The organism is Mycobacterium timonense (genome assembly GCF_025821985.1).
GTDB lineage: Bacteria > Actinomycetota > Actinomycetes > Mycobacteriales > Mycobacteriaceae > Mycobacterium > Mycobacterium avium.
Genome location: NZ_JACKSY010000094.1, coordinates 1 through 18,850, shown reverse-complemented (window position 1 = coordinate 18,850; position 18,850 = coordinate 1). Strand labels below are relative to the sequence as shown.

The following is an 18,850-nucleotide window of genomic DNA, read 5'->3' as shown; positions in this document are numbered from 1 at the left end:
ATGTCCACCCGAGCGACGCGAATCAGATCGTCAGAAACCGCCGCGCCAGATTGACCTCGGTCGACGGGCCCTCTTCCCAATGGGCGATCCACGGCCCGGAGCCTTCCGACTGGTCGATGATGCCGTCCTCGAGCCAGGTGTAGCGGCCTCGCTGCAGGTTGCGGGTCAGCGCGACATCACCGGTGTCGGTGTTGTCCCACAACGCCTGGAACAGCGCTTCCACCCGCAGGGTCGCCTGCGCGCAGAACGCCTCGGCCAGCTCGTAGGCCTGCTGACCGAGCACCGGATCGGCGTTGCGTTGCGCCTCGGCGCGCACGCAGGCCGCCGACATCGCGAACAGTTCGGCGCCGATGTCGACCACCCGCCCGAGAAAGCCCTGCCGCTGCTCGAGCTTGGCTTGCCAGCGGGCCATGCCGTAGAAGGTGTTGCGCGCCAGCTTGCGGCTGGATCGTTCGATGAACCGCAGGTGACGGGCCAACGCCCCGAACTCGTGGTAGGCCCGCGGACGCTGACCTTCACCGAAAACCAGCTGCGGCAACCACTTTGCGTAGAACCCGCTCGCCCCGACCGCGGCGGCGGCCTTCTCCCGCAGACCGGCGTCCGGCTTGGCCAGGTCACCCGCCGCGGCGAGGTGCGCGTCGACCGCCTCGCGGGCGATGAGCAGCCGCATGATCTCACTGGCGCCCTCGAAGATGCGGTTGATCCGCAGATCGCGCAGCACCTGCTCGACGGCTACCGCCCGTTCGCCGCGCGCGGCCAACGACTCGGCGGTCTCATAGCCCCGCCCGCCGCGGATCTGCATCACCTCGTCGGCGATGACACAGGCCATCTCGCTGGACCACAACTTGGCCAGGGCCGCCTCGATCCGGATGTCGTTGCGTCCTTCGTCGGCCATCTGGGCGGACAGCTCCAGCACCGCGTCCAGCGCGTAGACGGTCGCGGCGATGAACGACAGCTTGCGGGCCACCGCCTCGTGTTCGGCCAGCGGCTTGCCCCACTGCACCCGCTCGCCGGACCATTCGCGCGCGATCTTGAGCGCCCACTTCGCCGACCCGGTGGCGCTCGCGGGTATCGACAGCCGCCCGGCGTTGAGGGTGGTCAGCGCGATCTTCAGGCCGTCACCCTCGCGGCCGACCAGATTTTCGCTGGGCACCCGAACCCGGTGCAGCCGGGTCACGCCGTTCTCGATGCCGCGCAACCCCATGAACTTGTTGCGCCGCTCCACGGTGATGCCCGGGGAATCGGCCTCCACCACAAAGGCGCTGATCCCGCCGCGGTGTCCCTCGGACTTGGGCACCCGCGCCATCACCACCAGCAGCTCGGCGACCACACCGTTGGTGGTCCACAGTTTCACGCCGTTGAGTTCGTAGGCCTTGCCGTCGTCGACCGGGGTGGCCGTCGACGCCAGCCGCGCCGGGTCGGAGCCCACGTCCGGTTCGGTGAGCAGGAACGCCGAGATGGACCCCGCGGCGCAGCGCGGCAGGAATTTACGCTTCTGCTCGGGCGTCCCGGCGAGCTTGAGCGGCTCGGGCACCCCGATCGACTGATGCGCCGAAAGCAACGCGCCGAGGCTGGGATGAACCGACGAAATCATCATCAGCGCCCGGTTGTAGGCGACCTGGGACATGTTCAGCCCGCCGAATTCGGACGGAATTTTCATGCCGAAACAACCCAGGTCGGCCAGGCCCCGCACATATTCGGCGGGAATTTCGGCGTCGCGTTCGATCACGCTGCCGTCGACCGTGTTCAGAAATTTCCGCAACTGGTCGAGGAACGCGCGGGTGCGGGCCTCGTCGGCGTCCGAGGGTTGGGGGAACGGGTGGATCAGCTCCAGCGGAAAGCGACCCAAAAACAGTTCCTTCGCGAAGGACGGTTTGTCCCAACCGGTCTCGCGCGACTCCTCGGCGAGCGCTCTCGCCTGCTCCTCGGTGACCTGCGTTTGCTGTGCCATCGCAGCCTCCCTGCTCGCCGGCCGTCAATGGGGTGTGAGTACCCCGTGCGCGGCCCGCCACCACGGTCAACTGCAAACAGGCGCTGACAAACGATGTGTCAGGCGTCCAGCTCGCGGGCCACCGCCCTGACCACCTCGGAGACCCGGCGCGCGGTCTTGCGGTCGGGGTAGCGGCCCTTGCGCAGCTCGGGTTGGACGGTGCTTTCCAGCAGCGTGATCATGTCCTCGACCATGCCGTGCAGCTCGTCGGGGCTGTGCTTGTGTTCGGCAGGCCCCTCGCGCCGCGCCTTGGTCAGGCTCGGCGGCGGCTCAATCAGCTTGAGGCTCAACGCTTGCGGTCCGCGGCGGCCGGAGGCGATGCCGAATTCCACGCGCTGGCCCGCTTTGAGCCCCTCGACGCCAGCGGGCAACGCCGACGAGCGGACGTACACGTCTTCACCGTCCTCCTGGGACAGGAAGCCGAAGCCCTTGTCAGCGTCGTACCACTTAACCTTGCCGGTCGGCACTGGTCTCACCTGCTTGTCTGACGAATCAATGAAATAGGCAACACAATAAGCGTCCCGCCTGCGCAGGACGCCGTATTAAGAGTCTGATCCTACTCGGGTGCGCGCCTCGCGAGCACCCCCGTTATTCGTCACTCGGTACGCTTGGTAATACCGCGGAGGAGATATGCGCCTGATTCTCAATGTCATCTGGCTGGTGTTCGGCGGGCTGTGGATGGCCGTCGGATACCTGGCGGCGGCGCTCGTCTGCTTCCTGCTCATCATCACCATCCCGTTCGGCTTCGCGTCGCTGCGCATCGCGTCCTACGCGCTGTGGCCGTTCGGCCGCACCATCGTCGACAAGCCGACTGCCGGCTCCGGCGCCCTGATCGGAAACGTCATCTGGGTGGTGCTGTTCGGCGTGTGGCTGGCGATTGGCCATATCCTCAGCGCGGCCGCGATGGCGCTGACGATCGTCGGCATCCCGCTCGCACTGGCCAACCTGAAACTGATTCCGGTGTCGCTGATGCCGCTGGGCAAGCAGATCGTCCCGGTCGGCTCACCGGTTCCGCACGCTCCGCCGGTGGCCGCATGACGCTGACCGCGCTGGGTCTGCCGACCATGCCGAGCCGCTTCGACGGCCCGGCCGCCGACGGCGCGCTTGCCGCGCCGGCGCCGTCGAGCGGCCCGCTGCGCGACACCTATGGGCGCGTCGCCACCGATCTGCGGATCTCGCTGACCGATCGCTGCAACCTGCGGTGCAGTTACTGCATGCCCGCCGAGGGCCTCGACTGGCTGCCCGGCGAACAGCTGCTGACCTCCGACGAGCTGACCAGGCTGATGCGCATCGCGGTCACCCGGTTGGGGGTCACCAGCGTGCGGTTCACCGGCGGCGAGCCGCTGTTGGCCCGCCATCTCGAAGAGGCGGTGGCCGCGGCGGCCGCACTGCGGCCCCGCCCGGAGATCTCGCTGACCACCAATGGCGTGGGACTGGCCCGCCGGGCCGCCGGGCTGGCCCGCGCCGGACTGGACCGCGTCAACATCTCGCTGGACAGCGTGGACCGGGAACATTTTGCGGCCATCACCCGCCGCGACCGGCTCGCCGACGTGCTGGCCGGCTTGGCCGCCGCCAAAGAAGCGGGTCTGACGCCGGTGAAGGTGAACGCGGTGCTCGACCCCGCCACCGGACGCGAGGACGTCGTGCAGTTGTTGCGGTACTGCCTCGAATACGGCTACCAGCTGCGCGTCATCGAACAGATGCCGCTGGACGCGGGGCACCAATGGCGGCGGGACGCCGCGCTGAGTGCCGACGCGGTGCTGGCGGTGCTGCGCAAGCATTTTCGGCTGCGTCCCGACCCCGCACCGCGCGGATCGGCTCCGGCCCAGCTGTGGCTGGTCGACACCGGCCCGGGAACGCCCGGCGGGAAATTCGGTGTCATCGCGTCGGTCTCGCACGCGTTCTGCTCGACCTGCGACCGCACCCGGTTGACGGCCGACGGGCAGATCCGCAGCTGCCTGTTCTCGACGCGGGAGACGGACCTGCGCGGGCTGCTGCGCGGCGGCGCAGCCGACGACGCCGTCGAGGCGGCGTGGCGCGCCGCGATGTGGGCCAAGCCCGCCGGTCACGGCATCAACGACCCGAACTTCATCCAGCCCGACCGCCCGATGAGCGCGATCGGTGGCTAGCCCGATGGGACGCGCCCCGGTCCAGGCCAACGGCATCTCGGTGACGGTGCGCTACTTCGCGGCCGCCCGGGCGGCGGCGGGCGCCGAGTCGGAGACGGTGGTGGTGCGGCCCGGCACCACGGTGGGCGAGCTGGTCGAGCGGCTCGCGGTGCGCGGATCCCGCCTGGCCGAGGTGTTGAGCCGCTGCTCCTACCTGTGTGACGGGATCGCGGTCCGCGACGAGACCCAGTCGTTGCGGTCCGGTGACACGATCGACGTTTTGCCGCCGTTCTCCGGCGGCTGAAACTGTGAAATATCTCACGTCACGGAATGATAACGGCGCGATCACGCGCCGGTCTCGCCCGTTCTGAGCTGCGCAAACGCTTTGTGTTCCTGCGGTTTTCGCAGATGGCTGCGAGGGAAACGCCGGGTTTCGCCAGACGTGACGAGACCAACAGAAACCGTTAACGTCTCCGAAGGCTCGCCAGCCATCCCGATTGGCGGACCTCCCCTCCCTATCGCGCCGAGCTCCATCCAATAGGCGGGGGCAACCGAACCACATGGATGGAGACGGGGGACCCACCGGTCCACCGTGATCGGACTGGAGCCGCCCGCGGCTCCTAGGGGTGAAGCCGACGTCGTCGCTTCGACGACCACGCCGGCCGGGTGGCCTCTCCAACCCGAACCCGACAGCTGACCTCGCAGGCGCGTGACGAGAGAGGAATACATCGGCGCGTATGAGTGGACGTCACCGTAAGCCCACCACTTCCAGTGTCAGCGTCGCCAAGATCGCCGTTACCGGCGCAGTGCTTGGTGGCGGCGCCATCGCCATGGCCGGCCAGGCGGCCGCGGCCACCGACGGCGAATGGGATCAGGTAGCCCGCTGCGAGTCCGGCGGCAACTGGGGCATCAACACCGGCAACGGCTACCACGGCGGTGTGCAGTTCAGCGCGAGCACCTGGGCCGCGCACGGCGGCGGCGAGTACGCGCCGTCGGCCGAGCTGGCCACCCGGGAGCAACAGATCGCGGTCGCCGAGCGGGTGCTGGCCACCCAGGGCCGCGGCGCGTGGCCGGTGTGCGGGGGGCCGCTGTCCGGCCCGACCCCGCGCGACGTACCCGCCCCGGCCGGTCTGGACGCACCCGGTGTCAACGGCGTCCCGCAGGCCCCGCCCGCGGACGCGCCCCCGCCGGCCCCGGTGCAGCTCGCCTCCTTCGACCGGCCGGCACCTCCGAACGCGCCGGCGCCCGACGCACCGCCGCCGGCTCCCGCCGACCTACCGCCCGCGCCCGCCGACCTGCCGCCCGCGCCCCCGGCCGACGCCACACCACCCGCACCGCCGGCGGACGCACCGGCCCCGGACGGCGACTTCCACGGTTTCGTGCCGGCCGGCATGCCCGACCACGTCTCGGAAGCCGGTTACACCCAGCGTCTGTGGGAAGCGATTCGCGCCCAAGACGTTCAGGGCAACGACGCGCTCGACGCCCTGGTGCAGCCCGCACCCAGCGCCTGACGCGCTAACCCCACCGGGATTCCCCACACGCCCCGAAAACCCTCCTGTCGGGGCGTGTTGGGCACGGCGCATCCAGGTCTCAGGCCGAGCCCACCCATTCGTCGGTGCCGTCGGCGAAGAACTGGTGCTTCCACACCGGCAATCGCGCCTTGACGGTGTCCACCAGCTGTGCGCAGGTGTCGAATGCGGCCTGCCGGTGGTCGGCGGCCACGGCGGCCACCAGCGCCGCCTCGCCGATGCTGAGCACACCGATCCGATGGCTGGCGGCGACGGCCCGCACCCCGCTGGACCGCTGCGCCACCTCGGCCACCACCTCGGCCATGACCTCGCCGGCGCTCGGATGCGCGGAGTACTCCAGCCGAACCACCCGCCGCCCGCCGTCGTGGTCGCGGATCATCCCGACGAACCCGACGACCGCCCCGGCCGACTGATGGCCGACCAGTTCCTCGTGCTCGGCCAGCACGATCGGGTGCTCGGTCACGGCGGCGCGCACAACGAGCGTCATCGCGGGTGATCTTTACCGGCGAGCTGGTCGAGGGCGTGGTCGAGCACACCGGCGAGCACGCCCAGGCCGTCGCGCACCCCGCCCGGCGAACCCGGCAGGTTGACGATCAGGGTCTGCCCGGCCACCCCGCACACACCGCGGGACAACACCGACGTCGGCACCTTCGGCAGACCCGATTGGCGGATCGCTTCGGCCAGGCCGGGAATCAGGTAATCGACGACGGCCACGGTCTGATCCGGGGTGCTGTCGGTGGGCGCGATGCCGGTGCCGCCGGAGGTGAGGATGACGTCGACGTCGTCGTCGATGGCCTTGCGCAGCGCCTCACCGACCGGCGGCCCATCGGCGACCACCTCCGGCTGCGCCGACGAAAAGCCTTGCTGGGCAAGCCATTCGGTGATGATCGGCCCGCAGCGGTCCTCGTACTCTCCGGACGACGCACGCGTGGAGGCGATGATGACGCGGGCCGATCGGGTGGTCATGACCGTGTCCACATTCCGGTTTTGCCGCCTTCCTTGCGGAGCACTCGAACGTCGTCGATGCGCGCGGCCGGGTCGACCGCTTTGATCATGTCGTAGAGCGTCAGGCCCGCCACGCTGACCGCGGTCAGCGCCTCCATCTCCACGCCGGTGCGGTCGGTGCTGGTCACCGTCGCGGTGATCTCGATGTCCGACTCGCCCACGGCGAAGTCGACGTCGACCCCGGTGAGCGCCAGCTGATGGCACAGCGGGATCAGGTCGCTGGTGCGCTTGGCGGCCTGGATGCCCGCCACCCGGGCGGTGGCCAGCGCGTCACCCTTGGGCAGCCCGCCGGTCGAGATCAGCGCCACCACGTCCGCCGAGGTGCGCAGCACCCCGGCGGCGACGGCGGTGCGCTTGCTGGGCGCCTTCCCGCTGACGTCGACCATGTGCGCGGCCCCCCGCTCGTCCAGGTGTGACAGGGCACCCGAGCGGGGTTCTCCCGACGCCCGGGTCGCCGAGGCTGTCGAGGCCTCAGGGGCCCTGGCCATCCGGCGACCTACCGATTGACGACGGTGACCGGGTGCAGGTAGGGCAGCTCGGTGGCGGGCAGCGGGAACACCAGCTCGCCGAACGGCGACAGCGCGCCGGTCCGGTCGGTCACGAGTTCACTGACCGCGTGGTCGTCGGGGTCGGTGGTCGGCCAGCCGTTGTCGACATACCTGTTCTTGCGTGCTTTGCCCTCAGCAATGTCAGCCACGGGTTCCATTCTGACAGGTGGCCTGGCAACGTCGCCGCAAGACCGCAGGTTCGGGGTTCCCAACAGGTGTCGGCCTGGCGCTCGCGGAGGTCTGCTGGCCACCCGTCACCTGCTTTACGCTGGTCAGCAATGACCGACAACACCCCGGATATCCCGCTGGGGTCGTGGCTGGCCGAGTTGTCCGACGAGCGGCTGATCCGACTGCTGGAATTGCGGCCGGACCTGGCCCAGCCGCCGCCCGGCAGCATCGCCGCACTGGCCGCGCGAGCCCAGGCCCGCCAGTCGATCAAGGCCGCCACCGACGACCTCGATTTCCTGCGGCTGGCGGTGCTCGACGCGCTGCTGGTGTTGCAGGCCGACGTCCAGCCGGTGCCGACCGCCAAGCTGCTGGCGCTGATCGGCGAGCGCGCCGCCGAAACCGAGATCCTCGACGCGCTCGACGACCTGCGGCAGCGCGTCCTGGTGTGGGGCGACGGCGCGCTGCAGGTCGCCGCGGACGCGGGCAGCGGCATGCCGTGGCATCCGGGCCAGGTCATCCTCGAGGACTCCTCGCGCAGCGCCGAGCAGATCGCCGCGCTGATCGATGACCTCGACCCGGCGCAGCTCGACGTGCTGGAGAAACTTCTCGAGGGCTCCCCGATGGGCCGCACCCGCGACGCCGCGCCGGGCGCACCCGCCGACCGGCCGGTGCCCCAGCTGCTGGCCATGGGGTTGCTGCGGCGCCTCGATGCCGAGACGGTGATCCTGCCCCGCCACGTGGGGCAGGTACTGCGCGGCGAGCAGCCCGGCCCCCTGCAACTGAGTGCGCCCGACCCGGTGGTGTCGACCACGACGGCCGAGGACGCCGACGCGGCGGCCGCCGGCGCGGTCATCGACCTGCTGCGCGAGCTCGACGTGCTGCTGGAAACACTGTCCGCGGCACCGGTTTCCGAGCTGCGCAGCGGCGGGCTCGGGGTTCGCGAGGTCAAGCGGCTCAGCAAGACGACCGGCATCGACGAGCAACGGCTGGGCCTGATCCTGGAAGTGGCGGCCGCGGCAGGGCTGATCGCCAGCGGCATGCCCGACCCCGAGCCTGCCACCGGCGAGGCGCCGTACTGGGCGCCGACGACGGCCGCCGACCGCTTCGCCGCGCTGTCGACCGCCGAGCGCTGGCAGCTGCTGGCTGGCAGCTGGCTCGACCTGCCCGGCCGGCCGGCCCTGATCGGCGGTCGCGGGCCGGACGGCAAACCCTACGGGGCGCTCACCGACGCCCTGTACTCCACGGCCGCCCCGCTGGACCGGCGGCTGCTGCTCGGCATGCTGTCCGATCTGCCGCCCGGCGCCGGCGTGGACGCGACCTCGGCGTCGGCGGCGCTGATCTGGCGACGGCCCCGCTGGGCCAAGCGGTTGCAGCCCGAACCCGTCGCGGACCTGCTCCGCGAAGCCCACGCCCTGGGCCTGGTCGGGCGCGGGGCGATCAGCACCCCCGCCCGGGCGCTGCTGGAGGAGGACGCCGACCCCCAGGCCGCGATCGACGCGATGGCCCGGGCGCTGCCCAAGCCGGTCGACCACTTCCTGGTGCAGGCGGATCTGACCGTCGTCGTGCCCGGGCCGCTGCAGCGGGATCTGGCCGAGGAACTCGCCACCGTGGCCACCGTCGAATCGGCCGGCGCGGCAATGGTCTACCGGGTCAGCGAGCAGTCGATCCGGCATGCCCTCGACATCGGCAAGACCCGCGACTGGATGCACGCCTTCTTCGCCGACCATTCGAAAACACCGGTACCCCAAGGGCTTACCTACCTCATCGACGACGTCGCGCGCCGGCACGGGCAGCTGCGGATCGGCATGGCGGCCTCGTTCGTGCGCTGCGAGGACCCGGCGCTGCTGGCCCAGGCGGTGGCGGCCCCCGCGACCGAGGACGTGGCGCTGCGCACCCTGGCCCCCACCGTCGCGGTGTCGCCGGCGCCCATCGGCGAGGTGCTCGCCGCGTTGCGGGCCGCCGGCTTCGCCCCGGCGGCCGAGGACTCCACCGGCGCCATCGTCGACGTGCGTCCGCGCGGCGCCCGGGTGGCCACGCCGCAGCAGCGCCGGGCCTACCGGCCCGTGCGCCGGCCCAACACCGAGAGCCTGCACGCGGTGGTCGCGGTGCTGCGCCGGGTCACCGCCGCACCGTTCGGCAACGTCCGCGTCGACCCGGCGTTGACCATGACCGTGCTGCAGCGCGCCGCCAAGGAACAAGACACCCTGGTGATCGGTTATCTAGACGCGGCGGGCGTGGCCACCCAGCGGGTGGTGTCGCCGATCAGCGTCCGGGGCGGCCAGCTGGTGGCCTTCGATTCCGCGTCCGGACGGCTGCGCGACTTCGCCATCCACCGCATCACGTCGGTGGTATCGGCCACCGGCCGATAATGACAAACAGAGCCAACGATGAGGAGGAGCGGCGCCGAACATGTCTGACGGACCGTTGATCGTGCAGTCGGACAAGACGGTGCTGCTCGAGGTGGACCACGAACTCGCCGGTGCGGCGCGGGCCGCCATCGCGCCGTTCGCCGAGCTGGAACGCGCACCCGAGCACGTGCACACCTACCGGATCACCCCGCTGGCGCTGTGGAACGCGCGGGCCGCCGGCCACGACGCCGAACAGGTGGTCGACGCGCTGGTCAGCTTCTCCCGCTACGCGGTGCCCCAGCCGCTGCTGGTCGACATCGTCGACACCATGGCCCGCTATGGCCGGCTGCAGCTGGTGAAGAACCCCGCGCACGGCCTGACCCTGGTGAGCCTGGACCGCGCGGTGCTCGAGGAGGTGCTGCGCAACAAGAAGATCGCCCCGATGCTCGGCGCCCGCATCGACGACGACACCGTCGTCGTGCACCCCAGCGAACGCGGCCGCGTCAAGCAGATGCTGCTCAAAATCGGTTGGCCCGCAGAGGATCTCGCGGGCTACGTCGACGGCGAGGCGCATCCGATCAGCCTGACCGAAGACGGCTGGCAGCTGCGCGACTACCAGCAGATGGCCGCCGACTCGTTCTGGTCCGGCGGCTCCGGGGTGGTGGTGCTGCCCTGCGGCGCCGGCAAGACGCTGGTGGGGGCGGCGGCCATGGCCAAAGCCGGCGCGACGACGCTGATCCTGGTGACCAACATCGTCGCGGCGCGGCAATGGAAGCGCGAGCTGGTGACCCGCACCTCGCTGACCGAGGACGAGATCGGCGAATACTCGGGCGAGCGCAAGGAGATTCGCCCGGTCACCATCTCGACCTACCAGATGATCACCCGCCGCACCAAGGGCGAGTACCGGCATCTGGAGCTGTTCGACAGCCGCGACTGGGGCCTGATCATCTACGACGAGGTGCACCTGCTGCCGGCGCCGGTGTTCCGGATGACCGCCGATCTGCAGTCCAAGCGGCGCCTGGGGCTGACCGCCACCCTGGTCCGCGAGGACGGCCGGGAGGGCGACGTGTTCTCCCTGATCGGGCCGAAGCGTTACGACGCGCCGTGGAAGGACATCGAGGCGCAGGGCTGGATCGCCCCGGCCGAATGCGTCGAGGTGCGGGTCACCATGACCGACAACGAGCGGATGATGTACGCCACCGCCGAACCCGAGGAGCGCTACCGGCTGTGCTCGACGGTGCACACGAAAATCGCTGTGGTGAAATCGATCCTGGACAAGCATCCGGGGGAACAGACCCTGGTGATCGGCGCGTACCTCGATCAGCTCGACGAGCTCGGTGAGCAGCTGGGCGCCCCGGTGATCCAGGGATCCACCCGGACCAAGGAACGCGAAGAGCTCTTCGACGCCTTCCGCCGCGGCGAGGTGAACACCCTGGTGGTGTCCAAGGTCGCCAACTTCTCCATCGACCTGCCGGAAGCCGCTGTGGCGGTGCAGGTTTCCGGCACCTTCGGGTCACGCCAGGAGGAGGCGCAGCGGCTGGGCCGGCTGTTGCGGCCCAAGTCCGACGGCGGCGGCGCCGTCTTCTATTCGGTGGTGGCGCGCGACAGCCTGGACGCCGAGTACGCCGCGCACCGGCAGCGCTTCCTGGCCGAGCAGGGCTACGGCTACATCATCCGCGACGCCGACGACCTGCTGGGCCCGGCGATTTAATCCCTTACCGCCGAACGTGCACTGAGCGCGAGATTTTCGCCGATTTTTCGCAGTGGCTGCACGCTCGTGGACGACCGGGCAGGCGGTTCAGAGCGACAGGATGGTCGCCGAGGCGGTGCCGGGTGCGCCGTACACCTGGGCCAGGCCGACGCGCGGGTTGCCGGGCACCTGACGCTCCCCCGCTTCGCCGCGCAACTGGCGCACCAGTTCGTGCACCTGCCGCAGGCCCGACGCGCCGATCGGCTCGCCGTTGGCGATCAGCCCGCCATCAGTGTTGACCGGCATCGAGCCGTGGATCTCGGTGGCGCCGTCGGCCAGCAGCTTCTCCTGCTCGCCGTCCGCGCATAAACCGGTCTCGGCCATGTGGATCACCTCGGCGCCGGCGTCGGTGTCCTGCAACTGCGCGACGTCGACGTCCTCGGGTCCGATCCCGGCCGCCTCGTAGGCCGCCCTGGCGGCGTACACCGTCGGCGAGGCGTCCTCGTCCAGCGGCGCCGACGTGGCGTGTACCTCGTAGGCGCCGTAGCGCCGGGTCCGAATCTCGCAGGCGCGCACGTACACCGGCTTGTCGGTGAACTTGTGTGCCAGGTCCGCGCGGCACATGATCACCGCGGCGGCCCCCTCGTCGGGCGCGCAGAACATGTACTGCGTCAACGGGTAGTTGAGCACGGCCGAGTTGAGGATCTCCTCGACGGGAATCTCCTTGCGGCGGAACGCATTCGGGTTCAGCGCGCCGTTGCGGAAATTCTTGTTGGCCACCCGCGCCAACGTCTCCTGCGAGATGTTGTGGTCGTGAATGTACTTGTTGGCCTTCATCCCGAAGAACTTGGTGGTGACGAACTGCCCGTTGTTGGCGTACCACTGCGGCAGTGCCAGCTTGGCGGGGTCGTCGGTGAAGGCGCCGCGCGGATGCTTGTCCAGGCCGATCGCGATGCCCAGGTCGTACTTGCCCAGCCGGATGGTGTCGGCGGTCTGCTGGATGGCGCTGGCCGCGGTGGCGCACGCGTTGAAGACGTTGGTGAACGTGATGCCGGTCAGTCCGACCAGCCGGGTCACCGCGTCGGGGTTGGACACTTCGTAGCTGCCGCCGAACCCGAACTGGATGTCCTTCCAGGCCACGCCGGCATCCGCGAGGGCCAGCTGGACGGCCTCGGCCCCCATCTGCATCGCGGTCTTGTCGAACCTGCCGAACGGGTGCAGGCCCACGCCGATGATGGCGACGTCGTTGGTCATCTCAGGACTCCTTATACCGGCTGGAACGCGAACGTCAGGACCTCGTTGCCGTCGTCGTCGGTGGTGAGCGGCACCATGGTGAGCTCGACCTCCTGGCCGAACTTCAGCTTGGCCGGGTCGTTCTCGGTCAGCCGACCCTCGACGCGAATGACGTCACCGAGCTGGACCAGGCCGACGCCGAACGGCACGAAGTCCTTGCCGGTCGGGCCCGCATAGGGGGCGCCCGGCGGGAAGCCCTGGGTGGTCCAGGCCACCAGCGTCCCGCGGCGCGGCAACAACACCTCGGACATCTCGCCGGAGCTGCACCGCGGGCACCACTGCTGCACCGGGAAGGTGGTGGCCGCGCAGCTGCCGCACCGGCTGCCGATCAGCTGCGGGCTCTCGTCGGGCCAGGTAGAGATCTCGGGGGCGAGCGCCTTCTGCATCGAGGGGTCCTCCAGGATCGTGCACGAATCCGCCAACAAAGCTTGCTCACCGAACCGTATAACAGCTTTCCGAAAAGTGGAAACCTCATTCTCCTGAGGGTTCCCGTCGGCCGTCCGACGGGCCGTCGCGGCGCAGCGATATGTTGGCGCCATGACGGTCACCGTGATACTCGAGCTCAGGTTCAAGCCCGACGAGGTCGCCGCGGGGCGCGAGCTGATGGGCCAGGCGCTACAGGACACCCGGGCGTTCGACGGCAACGTCCGCACCGACGTGCTGGTCGACGAGGACGACGAGGCGCACTGGCTCGTCTACGAGATCTGGGAGACCGTCGAACACGACGAGGCCTACCGCGCGTTTCGCGCCGGCGAGGGCAAGCTGACACAGCTTCCGCCGCTGCTGGCCGCGCCCCCGGTCAAGACCCGCTACGTCACCTCGGATATCTGACCCCGCCGCGTCGCGGCCGGACGGTCAGCTCAGCGCGGGAATGATCTCCCGCTCGAACAGCTCGATGCCGGAACGGTCGTAGGCGGCCTCGGGGAAGTAGCAGATGACGTAGTCGCAGCCCAGGTCGCGGAGCCTGGCCAGCCGCTCGATGACCTGTTCGGTGGTGCCCGTCGCCGAGTCCACGCCGCTGGTGCCGGCGATCATCGCATCGGCGGCGGACTCGCCCACGTAGCCGGCCATGCGGTCGCGGATCCGTCGCAGCCGGTCGTCGACATCGGCGCGCGAGGCGCCGACGACGGCGTTGACGTTGACCGAACGCACGATGGCGTCGAAGTCGGTGCCCACGTCGCGGCAATGCGCTGCCAGCACCTCGGACTTGTGGGCGAACGCCGCCGACTCGGGCGTGAAGTTGGTGTACTGCGCGTATTCCGCGGCGATGCGCAGCGTCACCTTCTCCCCGCCGCCGGCGATCCACAGCGGAATCCCGTTGTCCTGCAGGGGTTTAGGCGCGACGATCGCGCCGTCGACCTGGTAGTGCCTGCCGTTGAAGCTGACCTTGCCGTCGCGCCAGGCGTCGCGCATGATCTGCACGCCTTCGTCCAGCCGGCCCAATCGCACTCCCGCCGAGGGGAATCCGTAACCGTAGGCGCGCCATTCGTGTTCGTACCAGCCGGCGCCGATGCCCATCTGGATCCGGCCGCCGGAGATGATGTCGGCCGTCGCGGCGACCTTGGCGAGGTAGACCGGGTTGCGATAGCTCATCGCCGTGCACATCTGGCCGAGTTTGATCCGCGAGGTCACCGCCGCGTAGGCGGCCATCAGCGACCACGCTTCGTGGGTGGCTTCTCCGGTGGGCACCGGGACGGTGTGGAAGTGGTCGTAGACCCACAGCGAATCCCAGCCGACGTCCCGGTCCGCGCGCTGCGCCAGGTCGCGCATCACCGCCCAGTGCTCGTCGGGTTCGATGCCGACCAGATCCATTCGCCAGCCCTGCGGAATGAAGAGACCAAAGCGCATACCCCGGGACTCTAGCCGCACCGGCCGCACCGCAACGGTTTTCACCGCCGGGGCCGCTCTCCCAGCGCGTCGAGCGCGGCGGCGACCGACTTGTCGCGCAGCTCGGCCTGCGGCGCGTCGGGGAACTGCACGCAGCAGTCCTGTAACCCGCCGAACGCGACGACGGCGCGCGTGGATTGGGCGAGCGTGGGCCTCTTGCCGAACACCAGCCTGGCCAGCCGTTCCCGCCACGCCAGCACGGTGTCGATCAGGTCGAGGTCGATCAGCGTGGACAACTCGGTCAACAGCAGCACCAGATCCCTCCGGTGCCGGTAGTGGAAGTCGAAATAGCCCTCCAGCAACTCGCGCGCCTCGGTGTGCTCGCGGCTCTCATGCTCGGCGACGAACCGCTCGCCCTCCTCGATCAGCGGCACCAGGATGCTGCGCACCAGGTCCTCGCGGGACGGAAAGTGGTAGTACAGCGCGGGTTTGGTGATGCCCAGCCGGTCGGCGATGTCCTGCAGGCTGGTGCGCTGCACCCCGCGTTGGGAAAACAGTTCTCGAGCGACCTGTTGGATGCGCTCTCGGGTGTCCGACCGGGGCCTGCCCACCCCACCAGCTTAACTGACTTACCGATAAGTAAACCCGATGCTAGGCTTACCGAACGTTAAGTAAATTCGGGAGGTGGCCATGCGGATACTCATCTCGGGCGCCAGCATCGCCGGCCCGGTGCTGGCCTACTGGCTGACCCGTTACGGCTTCGAGGTCACCGTCGTCGAGCGCGCGCCCACGCTGCGCAAGACCGGCGGCCATGCCGTCGACCTGTTCCGCCCCGCCATGGAGATCTCGGCGAAGATGGGCGTCCTGCCCCGCATCGAGGACCTGGCCACCGGAACGACCCGGCTGACGCTGTATCGCGAGGGCCGGCCCCAGCCCAGCCGGATCGACCTGACCAAGATCTACGCGGCCAGTTCGGACCGGCACGTGGAGATCATGCGCGACGACCTCAGCGAGGTCTATTACGACGCCGCCCGCGACGACGTCGAATATCTGTTCGGCGACTCGATCACCGCCATCGAGCCCGACGGGACCGTGACGTTCGAGCATTGCGCGCCACGCACCTTCGACGTCGTCGTGGGCGCCGACGGGCTACACTCCAACGTCCGGCGCCTGACCTTCGGCGACGAGGCCGGCCTGACGCGCTTCCTGGGCGGCTACCTGTCGGTGGTGTCGGCGCCCAAGACGCTGGTCGGGCCCGGCGAGATGGTCGGCCACGTCGGTGTCGGCCGGTTCGCCGGGATCTACACCGCCGACCATCTGGACGACGCCCGGGCGGTGTTCTTGTTCCGCAGCGCAGCGGAATTGGCCTACGACCACCGCGATACGGCGCGGCAGAAGGAGTTGCTGCGCGAGGCGTTCGCGGGGATGCACGACGAGGTGGACGGCTGGCTGGCCGAAACCGAACGCACCCCGACCTTCTACTTCGACTCGATCACCCAACTGCGCACCGACCGGTGGTCGCGCCGGCGGGTCACCCTGGTGGGCGACGCCGGATACTGCCCGGGCCCGGCGGTGGGCGGCAGCACCAGCCTGGCCGTGCTGGGCGCCTACGTGCTGGCGGGCGAGCTCGCCCGGGCCGACGGCGACCACCTGCGCGCCTTCGCCGCCTACGAACTGCAGATGCGCGAATCGGTGCGGCGCAGCCGATCCTTTGCCCGCGCCGCCGCCCGCGGCGTCATTCCCGGTTCCCGCGCCGGGGTGTGGGCGTTAACCCGTGGCGCCCAACTGGTCTCGGCGATGCCGACGTCGTTGGCCCGGGCGCTGGCCAAGCTCAACACCAAGGGCGTCCGGATGCACGATTCGATGCCGGTGCCCGACTACGCCGGCAGCGACGTCTGACAACATGGTGTGCGACGAAAGGTGACCGCTCGTGGAACTGACCGGTGTTGGAATCTGGAGCAGCCAGCTGCGCTACGGCGATCCCGCCGAATCCGCCGACGCCGCAGCGGAACTCGACGAACTGGGCTTCCCGGCGCTATGGATACCCGATGTCGGCGGGCCGGTGTTCGATGCGGTGGGCCATCTGCTGGGGGCCACCAAGCGGACAGTGATCGCCACCGGGATCCTGAACCTGTGGATGCACTCGCCGGCCGAGGTCGCCGAGTCCTACGCCGCGCTGACCGCCGAGCACGGAGACCGCTTCCTGCTGGGAATCGGCGTCAGCCACGCACCGCTGATCGATGCCGGCCAGCCGGGGCGCTACCGCAAACCGCTGGCCGCCACGGCGAGGTTCCTGGACGGATTGGACGGCGCGCCGCGACCCGTTCCCATCGAGCGGCGGGTGCTGGCCGCCCTCGGCCCCAAGATGCTGAAGCTGTCCGCCAGCCGGGCCGGTGGGGCCCACCCCTACCTGGTCACCCCCGACCACACCGCTTCCGCCCGTGCGACTTTGGGGCACGGCCCGCTGCTGCTGCCGGAACAGACGGTGATCCTGACCGACAGCGCCGAGGAGGCGCGCCGGATCGGAACCGATTGGCTGCGCGCCTATTTGGCGCTGCCCAACTACGCCAACAACCTGCTGCGCAGCGGCTTCTCCGAAGACGATCTGTCCCAGGTGAGCGATCGGCTCTTCAACGCGATCATCGCCTGGGGCGATGAAGAGGCCGTCATGCGCCGGGTGGCCGAGCATCGTTCGGCCGGCGCCGACCATGTCTGCGTCCAGGTGCTGCTGGCCGACCCGACGGCATTCCCGCGAGAGGAATGGCGGCGTATCGCCGCCGCCTCCCGATAACTTCCGGACAGCCGATGACCGGCCGTGCCGATCGGGCCTAGGGTGGTCTATGGCTTCCAAACAGACGCTGTTCCGGATCTTTTACCGCATCGGCTTCACCCCGTGGGACGGTCATCCGCTGGCGCAGAGCCTGCGCGATCTGGTCGAGGGCACCGGCGACGCCGCGGCCCTTCCCGCCGGGAAGGCCCTGGAAATCGGGTGCGGCACCGGTGACTGCGCGATCTATCTGGCCCAGCACGGCTGGAACGTCACCGCCGTCGACTTCGTCGCCAAGCCCCTCGAGCGGGCGCGGGCCAAGGCCGGCGCGGCCGGCGCCGCGGTCGACTTCGTGCAGGCCGACGTGACGCGGCTGGGCCAGGCCGGCATCGGCACGGGCTTCGAATTGATCGTGGACAACGGCTGCCTGCACAACATGAGCGACGCCGACCGCGACGCCTATGTCCGGGAGGTCACCGGGGTGGCCGCGCCGCAGGCCCGGCTGCTGATCGTCGCGTTCGTGCCGGGCGGGCGGTTCGGGGTGCGCGGCGTCGAGGACGCCGAAATGCAACGCCGGTTCACGGCCGACTGGACGCTGCTGGCGGCCGGGCCCGAACGCGAGCTGGACGGCGCCGAGAAGACCCCGGCGCGCTACTACCTGTTCCAGCGCCGGTAGCCGGCGAGCAGACGCGAAAGTCCCCCAAAACCCGGTGTTTTGGGGGACTTTCGCGTCTTTTCGCGCTAGGTGGTGCGCTAGCTGGTGAGCGACGCCGGCGGCAGGAAGCGGTCGCCGTAGCGGGCGGCCAGCTCCTTGGCCCGGGCCACGAAGGCCTCCTTGCCGGTCCCGCCGGCACCGGAGTAGCCGACGATGAACTGCGCGCTACCACCGGTGTACGGCGGGAAGCCGATGCCCATGATCGAGCCGACGTTGGCGTCGGCGGTGGAGGTGAGCACCCCCTCGTCCAGGCACTTCTGCGTCTCCAGCGCCTCGGCGAACAGCATCCGATCGATCATGTCCTGCAACGGAATACTGGTGCTGCCGGAGTTGAACNGTTGGCGTCGGCGGTGGAGGTGAGCACCCCCTCGTCCAGGCACTTCTGCGTCTCCAGCGCCTCGGCGAACAGCATCCGATCGATCATGTCCTGCAACGGAATACTGGTGCTGCCGGAGTTGAACGTCTCCTGCAGGCCGGGCCACAAGCGGGTGCGCTTGCCGTCCACGTACTCGTAGAAGCCGGCGCCCTTCAACCGCGACGGCCGGCCGATCTCGATCATCTTCTCGACGACCGCCTCGGCAGGGTGCGGCTCGTAGGTGCCGCCGGCGTCCTCGATGCCCTTGCGGGTGGCGACGGCGATCTTGTGCATCAGCTCCAGGTTGAGCTCGTCGGACAGCTGCAGCGGCGGCGCCGGGTAGCCGGCTTGCGAGCCGGCGTGCTCGATGCTGGCCGGCGCCACGCCCTCACCGAGCATGGCCAGCGCCTCGTTGACGAAGGTGCCGATGACGCGGCTGGTGAAGAAGCCGCGGCTGTCGTTGACCACGATCGGGGTCTTGCCGATGGCCAGCGTGTAGTCGAACAC

20 protein-coding genes, 2 pseudogenes and 1 riboswitch are annotated in these 18,850 nt (G+C 69.7%); of the genes and pseudogenes, 10 read left to right on the top strand and 12 right to left on the bottom strand.

Translation table 11 applies throughout. From position 1 onward, the window contains the following. Window positions 1-22: 22 nt before the first annotated feature. Window positions 23-1,951 (bottom strand): acyl-CoA dehydrogenase family protein, encoded by a 1,929-nt coding sequence (locus tag H7I87_RS20260; protein ID WP_023861851.1) that lies wholly within the window; start codon window positions 1,949-1,951, stop codon window positions 23-25. A 98-nt stretch (window positions 1,952-2,049) separates the two neighbouring features. Further along, window positions 2,050-2,457, bottom strand: a complete 408-nt coding sequence (locus tag H7I87_RS20255) for a cold-shock protein (RefSeq protein WP_003872914.1) — start codon at window positions 2,455-2,457, stop codon at window positions 2,050-2,052. Between the two features lie 163 nt (window positions 2,458-2,620). Between H7I87_RS20255 and H7I87_RS20250 the strand changes: the two genes are divergently transcribed. The 4 genes from H7I87_RS20250 to H7I87_RS20235 all read left to right on the top strand — a co-directional run bounded on the left by H7I87_RS20250 (window position 2,621) and on the right by H7I87_RS20235 (window position 5,609). Beyond that, on the top strand, window positions 2,621-3,028 hold the full coding sequence (locus H7I87_RS20250) for a YccF domain-containing protein (RefSeq protein WP_009975124.1): 408 nt from the start codon (window positions 2,621-2,623) through the stop codon (window positions 3,026-3,028). Continuing rightward, a complete protein-coding gene (gene moaA / locus H7I87_RS20245) occupies window positions 3,025-4,119 on the top strand; it encodes a GTP 3',8-cyclase MoaA (protein WP_009975123.1) in 1,095 nt (364 codons plus the stop codon). Before H7I87_RS20250 ends, moaA begins: the two co-directional genes overlap by 4 nt. A 4-nt stretch (window positions 4,120-4,123) precedes the next feature. Beyond that, window positions 4,124-4,402 carry a MoaD/ThiS family protein gene (locus H7I87_RS20240; RefSeq protein WP_009975122.1) on the top strand — a complete coding sequence of 93 codons (279 nt, stop codon included), beginning with the start codon at window positions 4,124-4,126 and terminating at the stop codon, window positions 4,400-4,402. A 235-nt stretch (window positions 4,403-4,637) separates the two neighbouring features. Then, a riboswitch (cyclic di-AMP (ydaO/yuaA leader) is annotated at window positions 4,638-4,822 on the top strand. 13 nt (window positions 4,823-4,835) lie between these two features. Then, window positions 4,836-5,609: a transglycosylase family protein gene (locus tag H7I87_RS20235; protein WP_023861853.1), complete on the top strand. Its 774-nt coding sequence runs from the start codon at window positions 4,836-4,838 to the stop codon at window positions 5,607-5,609. Window positions 5,610-5,688: 79 nt separating this feature from the next. On the opposite strand, the gene H7I87_RS20230 is transcribed toward H7I87_RS20235, so the two are convergent. From H7I87_RS20230 to H7I87_RS20215, 4 genes are read right to left on the bottom strand one after another with little or no spacing between them, the layout of a single operon-like run. Next, complete coding sequence (locus H7I87_RS20230) at window positions 5,689-6,114, bottom strand: molybdenum cofactor biosynthesis protein MoaE (protein ID WP_009975119.1); 426 nt, start codon at window positions 6,112-6,114, stop codon at window positions 5,689-5,691. Further along, window positions 6,111-6,593 carry a MogA/MoaB family molybdenum cofactor biosynthesis protein gene (locus H7I87_RS20225; protein WP_009975118.1) on the bottom strand — a complete coding sequence of 161 codons (483 nt, stop codon included), beginning with the start codon at window positions 6,591-6,593 and terminating at the stop codon, window positions 6,111-6,113. Before H7I87_RS20225 ends, H7I87_RS20230 begins: the two co-directional genes overlap by 4 nt. Beyond that, window positions 6,590-7,120 carry a cyclic pyranopterin monophosphate synthase MoaC gene (gene moaC, locus H7I87_RS20220; RefSeq protein ID WP_023861855.1) on the bottom strand — a complete coding sequence of 177 codons (531 nt, stop codon included), beginning with the start codon at window positions 7,118-7,120 and terminating at the stop codon, window positions 6,590-6,592. The genes H7I87_RS20225 and moaC overlap by 4 nt, the downstream gene beginning before the upstream one ends. Before the next feature lie 8 nt (window positions 7,121-7,128). Then, entirely contained in the window at window positions 7,129-7,329 is a 201-nt protein-coding gene (locus tag H7I87_RS20215) for a hypothetical protein (protein ID WP_011723881.1), read from the bottom strand. Window positions 7,330-7,458: 129 nt separating this feature from the next. Between H7I87_RS20215 and H7I87_RS20210 the strand changes: the two genes are divergently transcribed. Then, window positions 7,459-9,717: a helicase-associated domain-containing protein gene (locus H7I87_RS20210; protein ID WP_033724887.1), complete on the top strand. Its 2,259-nt coding sequence runs from the start codon at window positions 7,459-7,461 to the stop codon at window positions 9,715-9,717. Between the two features lie 40 nt (window positions 9,718-9,757). Next, window positions 9,758-11,407: a DNA repair helicase XPB gene (locus tag H7I87_RS20205; protein ID WP_009975114.1), complete on the top strand. Its 1,650-nt coding sequence runs from the start codon at window positions 9,758-9,760 to the stop codon at window positions 11,405-11,407. A gap of 87 nt (window positions 11,408-11,494) precedes the next feature. Here H7I87_RS20205 and H7I87_RS20200 read toward each other — a convergent pair whose 3' ends face one another. Continuing rightward, window positions 11,495-12,640 (bottom strand): thiolase family protein, encoded by a 1,146-nt coding sequence (locus tag H7I87_RS20200; RefSeq protein WP_011723879.1) that lies wholly within the window; start codon window positions 12,638-12,640, stop codon window positions 11,495-11,497. 11 nt (window positions 12,641-12,651) lie between these two features. Beyond that, window positions 12,652-13,065 (bottom strand): Zn-ribbon domain-containing OB-fold protein, encoded by a 414-nt coding sequence (locus tag H7I87_RS20195; protein ID WP_009975112.1) that lies wholly within the window; start codon window positions 13,063-13,065, stop codon window positions 12,652-12,654. 151 nt (window positions 13,066-13,216) lie between these two features. Between H7I87_RS20195 and H7I87_RS20190 the strand changes: the two genes are divergently transcribed. After that, the gene (locus H7I87_RS20190; RefSeq protein WP_011723878.1) at window positions 13,217-13,510 is read left to right on the top strand and encodes a putative quinol monooxygenase; all 294 of its coding nucleotides are present in this window, start codon (window positions 13,217-13,219) and stop codon (window positions 13,508-13,510) included. Window positions 13,511-13,534: 24 nt separating this feature from the next. Here H7I87_RS20190 and H7I87_RS20185 read toward each other — a convergent pair whose 3' ends face one another. Both H7I87_RS20185 and H7I87_RS20180 read right to left on the bottom strand, forming a co-directional pair. Then, window positions 13,535-14,527 (bottom strand): LLM class F420-dependent oxidoreductase, encoded by a 993-nt coding sequence (locus tag H7I87_RS20185; RefSeq protein WP_009975109.1) that lies wholly within the window; start codon window positions 14,525-14,527, stop codon window positions 13,535-13,537. 41 nt (window positions 14,528-14,568) lie between these two features. Further along, window positions 14,569-15,117, bottom strand: coding sequence for a TetR/AcrR family transcriptional regulator (locus H7I87_RS20180; protein ID WP_023861856.1), 549 nt, complete (start codon window positions 15,115-15,117; stop codon window positions 14,569-14,571). A 79-nt stretch (window positions 15,118-15,196) separates the two neighbouring features. On the opposite strand from H7I87_RS20180, the gene H7I87_RS20175 reads away from it, so the two are divergent. The 3 genes from H7I87_RS20175 to H7I87_RS20165 are packed head-to-tail and all read left to right on the top strand — an operon-like array spanning window position 15,197 to window position 17,949. Next, window positions 15,197-16,405 (top strand): FAD-dependent monooxygenase, encoded by a 1,209-nt coding sequence (locus H7I87_RS20175; RefSeq protein WP_011723875.1) that lies wholly within the window; start codon window positions 15,197-15,199, stop codon window positions 16,403-16,405. A gap of 31 nt (window positions 16,406-16,436) precedes the next feature. Continuing rightward, complete coding sequence (locus tag H7I87_RS20170; RefSeq protein WP_011723874.1) at window positions 16,437-17,297, top strand: LLM class F420-dependent oxidoreductase; 861 nt, start codon at window positions 16,437-16,439, stop codon at window positions 17,295-17,297. Window positions 17,298-17,346: 49 nt separating this feature from the next. Beyond that, entirely contained in the window at window positions 17,347-17,949 is a 603-nt protein-coding gene (locus H7I87_RS20165; RefSeq protein ID WP_009975104.1) for a class I SAM-dependent methyltransferase, read from the top strand. A gap of 77 nt (window positions 17,950-18,026) precedes the next feature. On the opposite strand, the pseudogene H7I87_RS20160 reads toward H7I87_RS20165, so the two are convergent. Together H7I87_RS20160 and H7I87_RS20155 are read right to left on the bottom strand one after the other, a co-directional pair. Further along, a pseudogene (locus H7I87_RS20160) lies at window positions 18,027-18,332 on the bottom strand (3-hydroxyacyl-CoA dehydrogenase); the annotation flags it as partial. After that, window positions 18,326-18,850: pseudogene (locus H7I87_RS20155) on the bottom strand (3-hydroxyacyl-CoA dehydrogenase family protein); the annotation flags it as partial. The pseudogenes H7I87_RS20155 and H7I87_RS20160, both read right to left, overlap by 7 nt.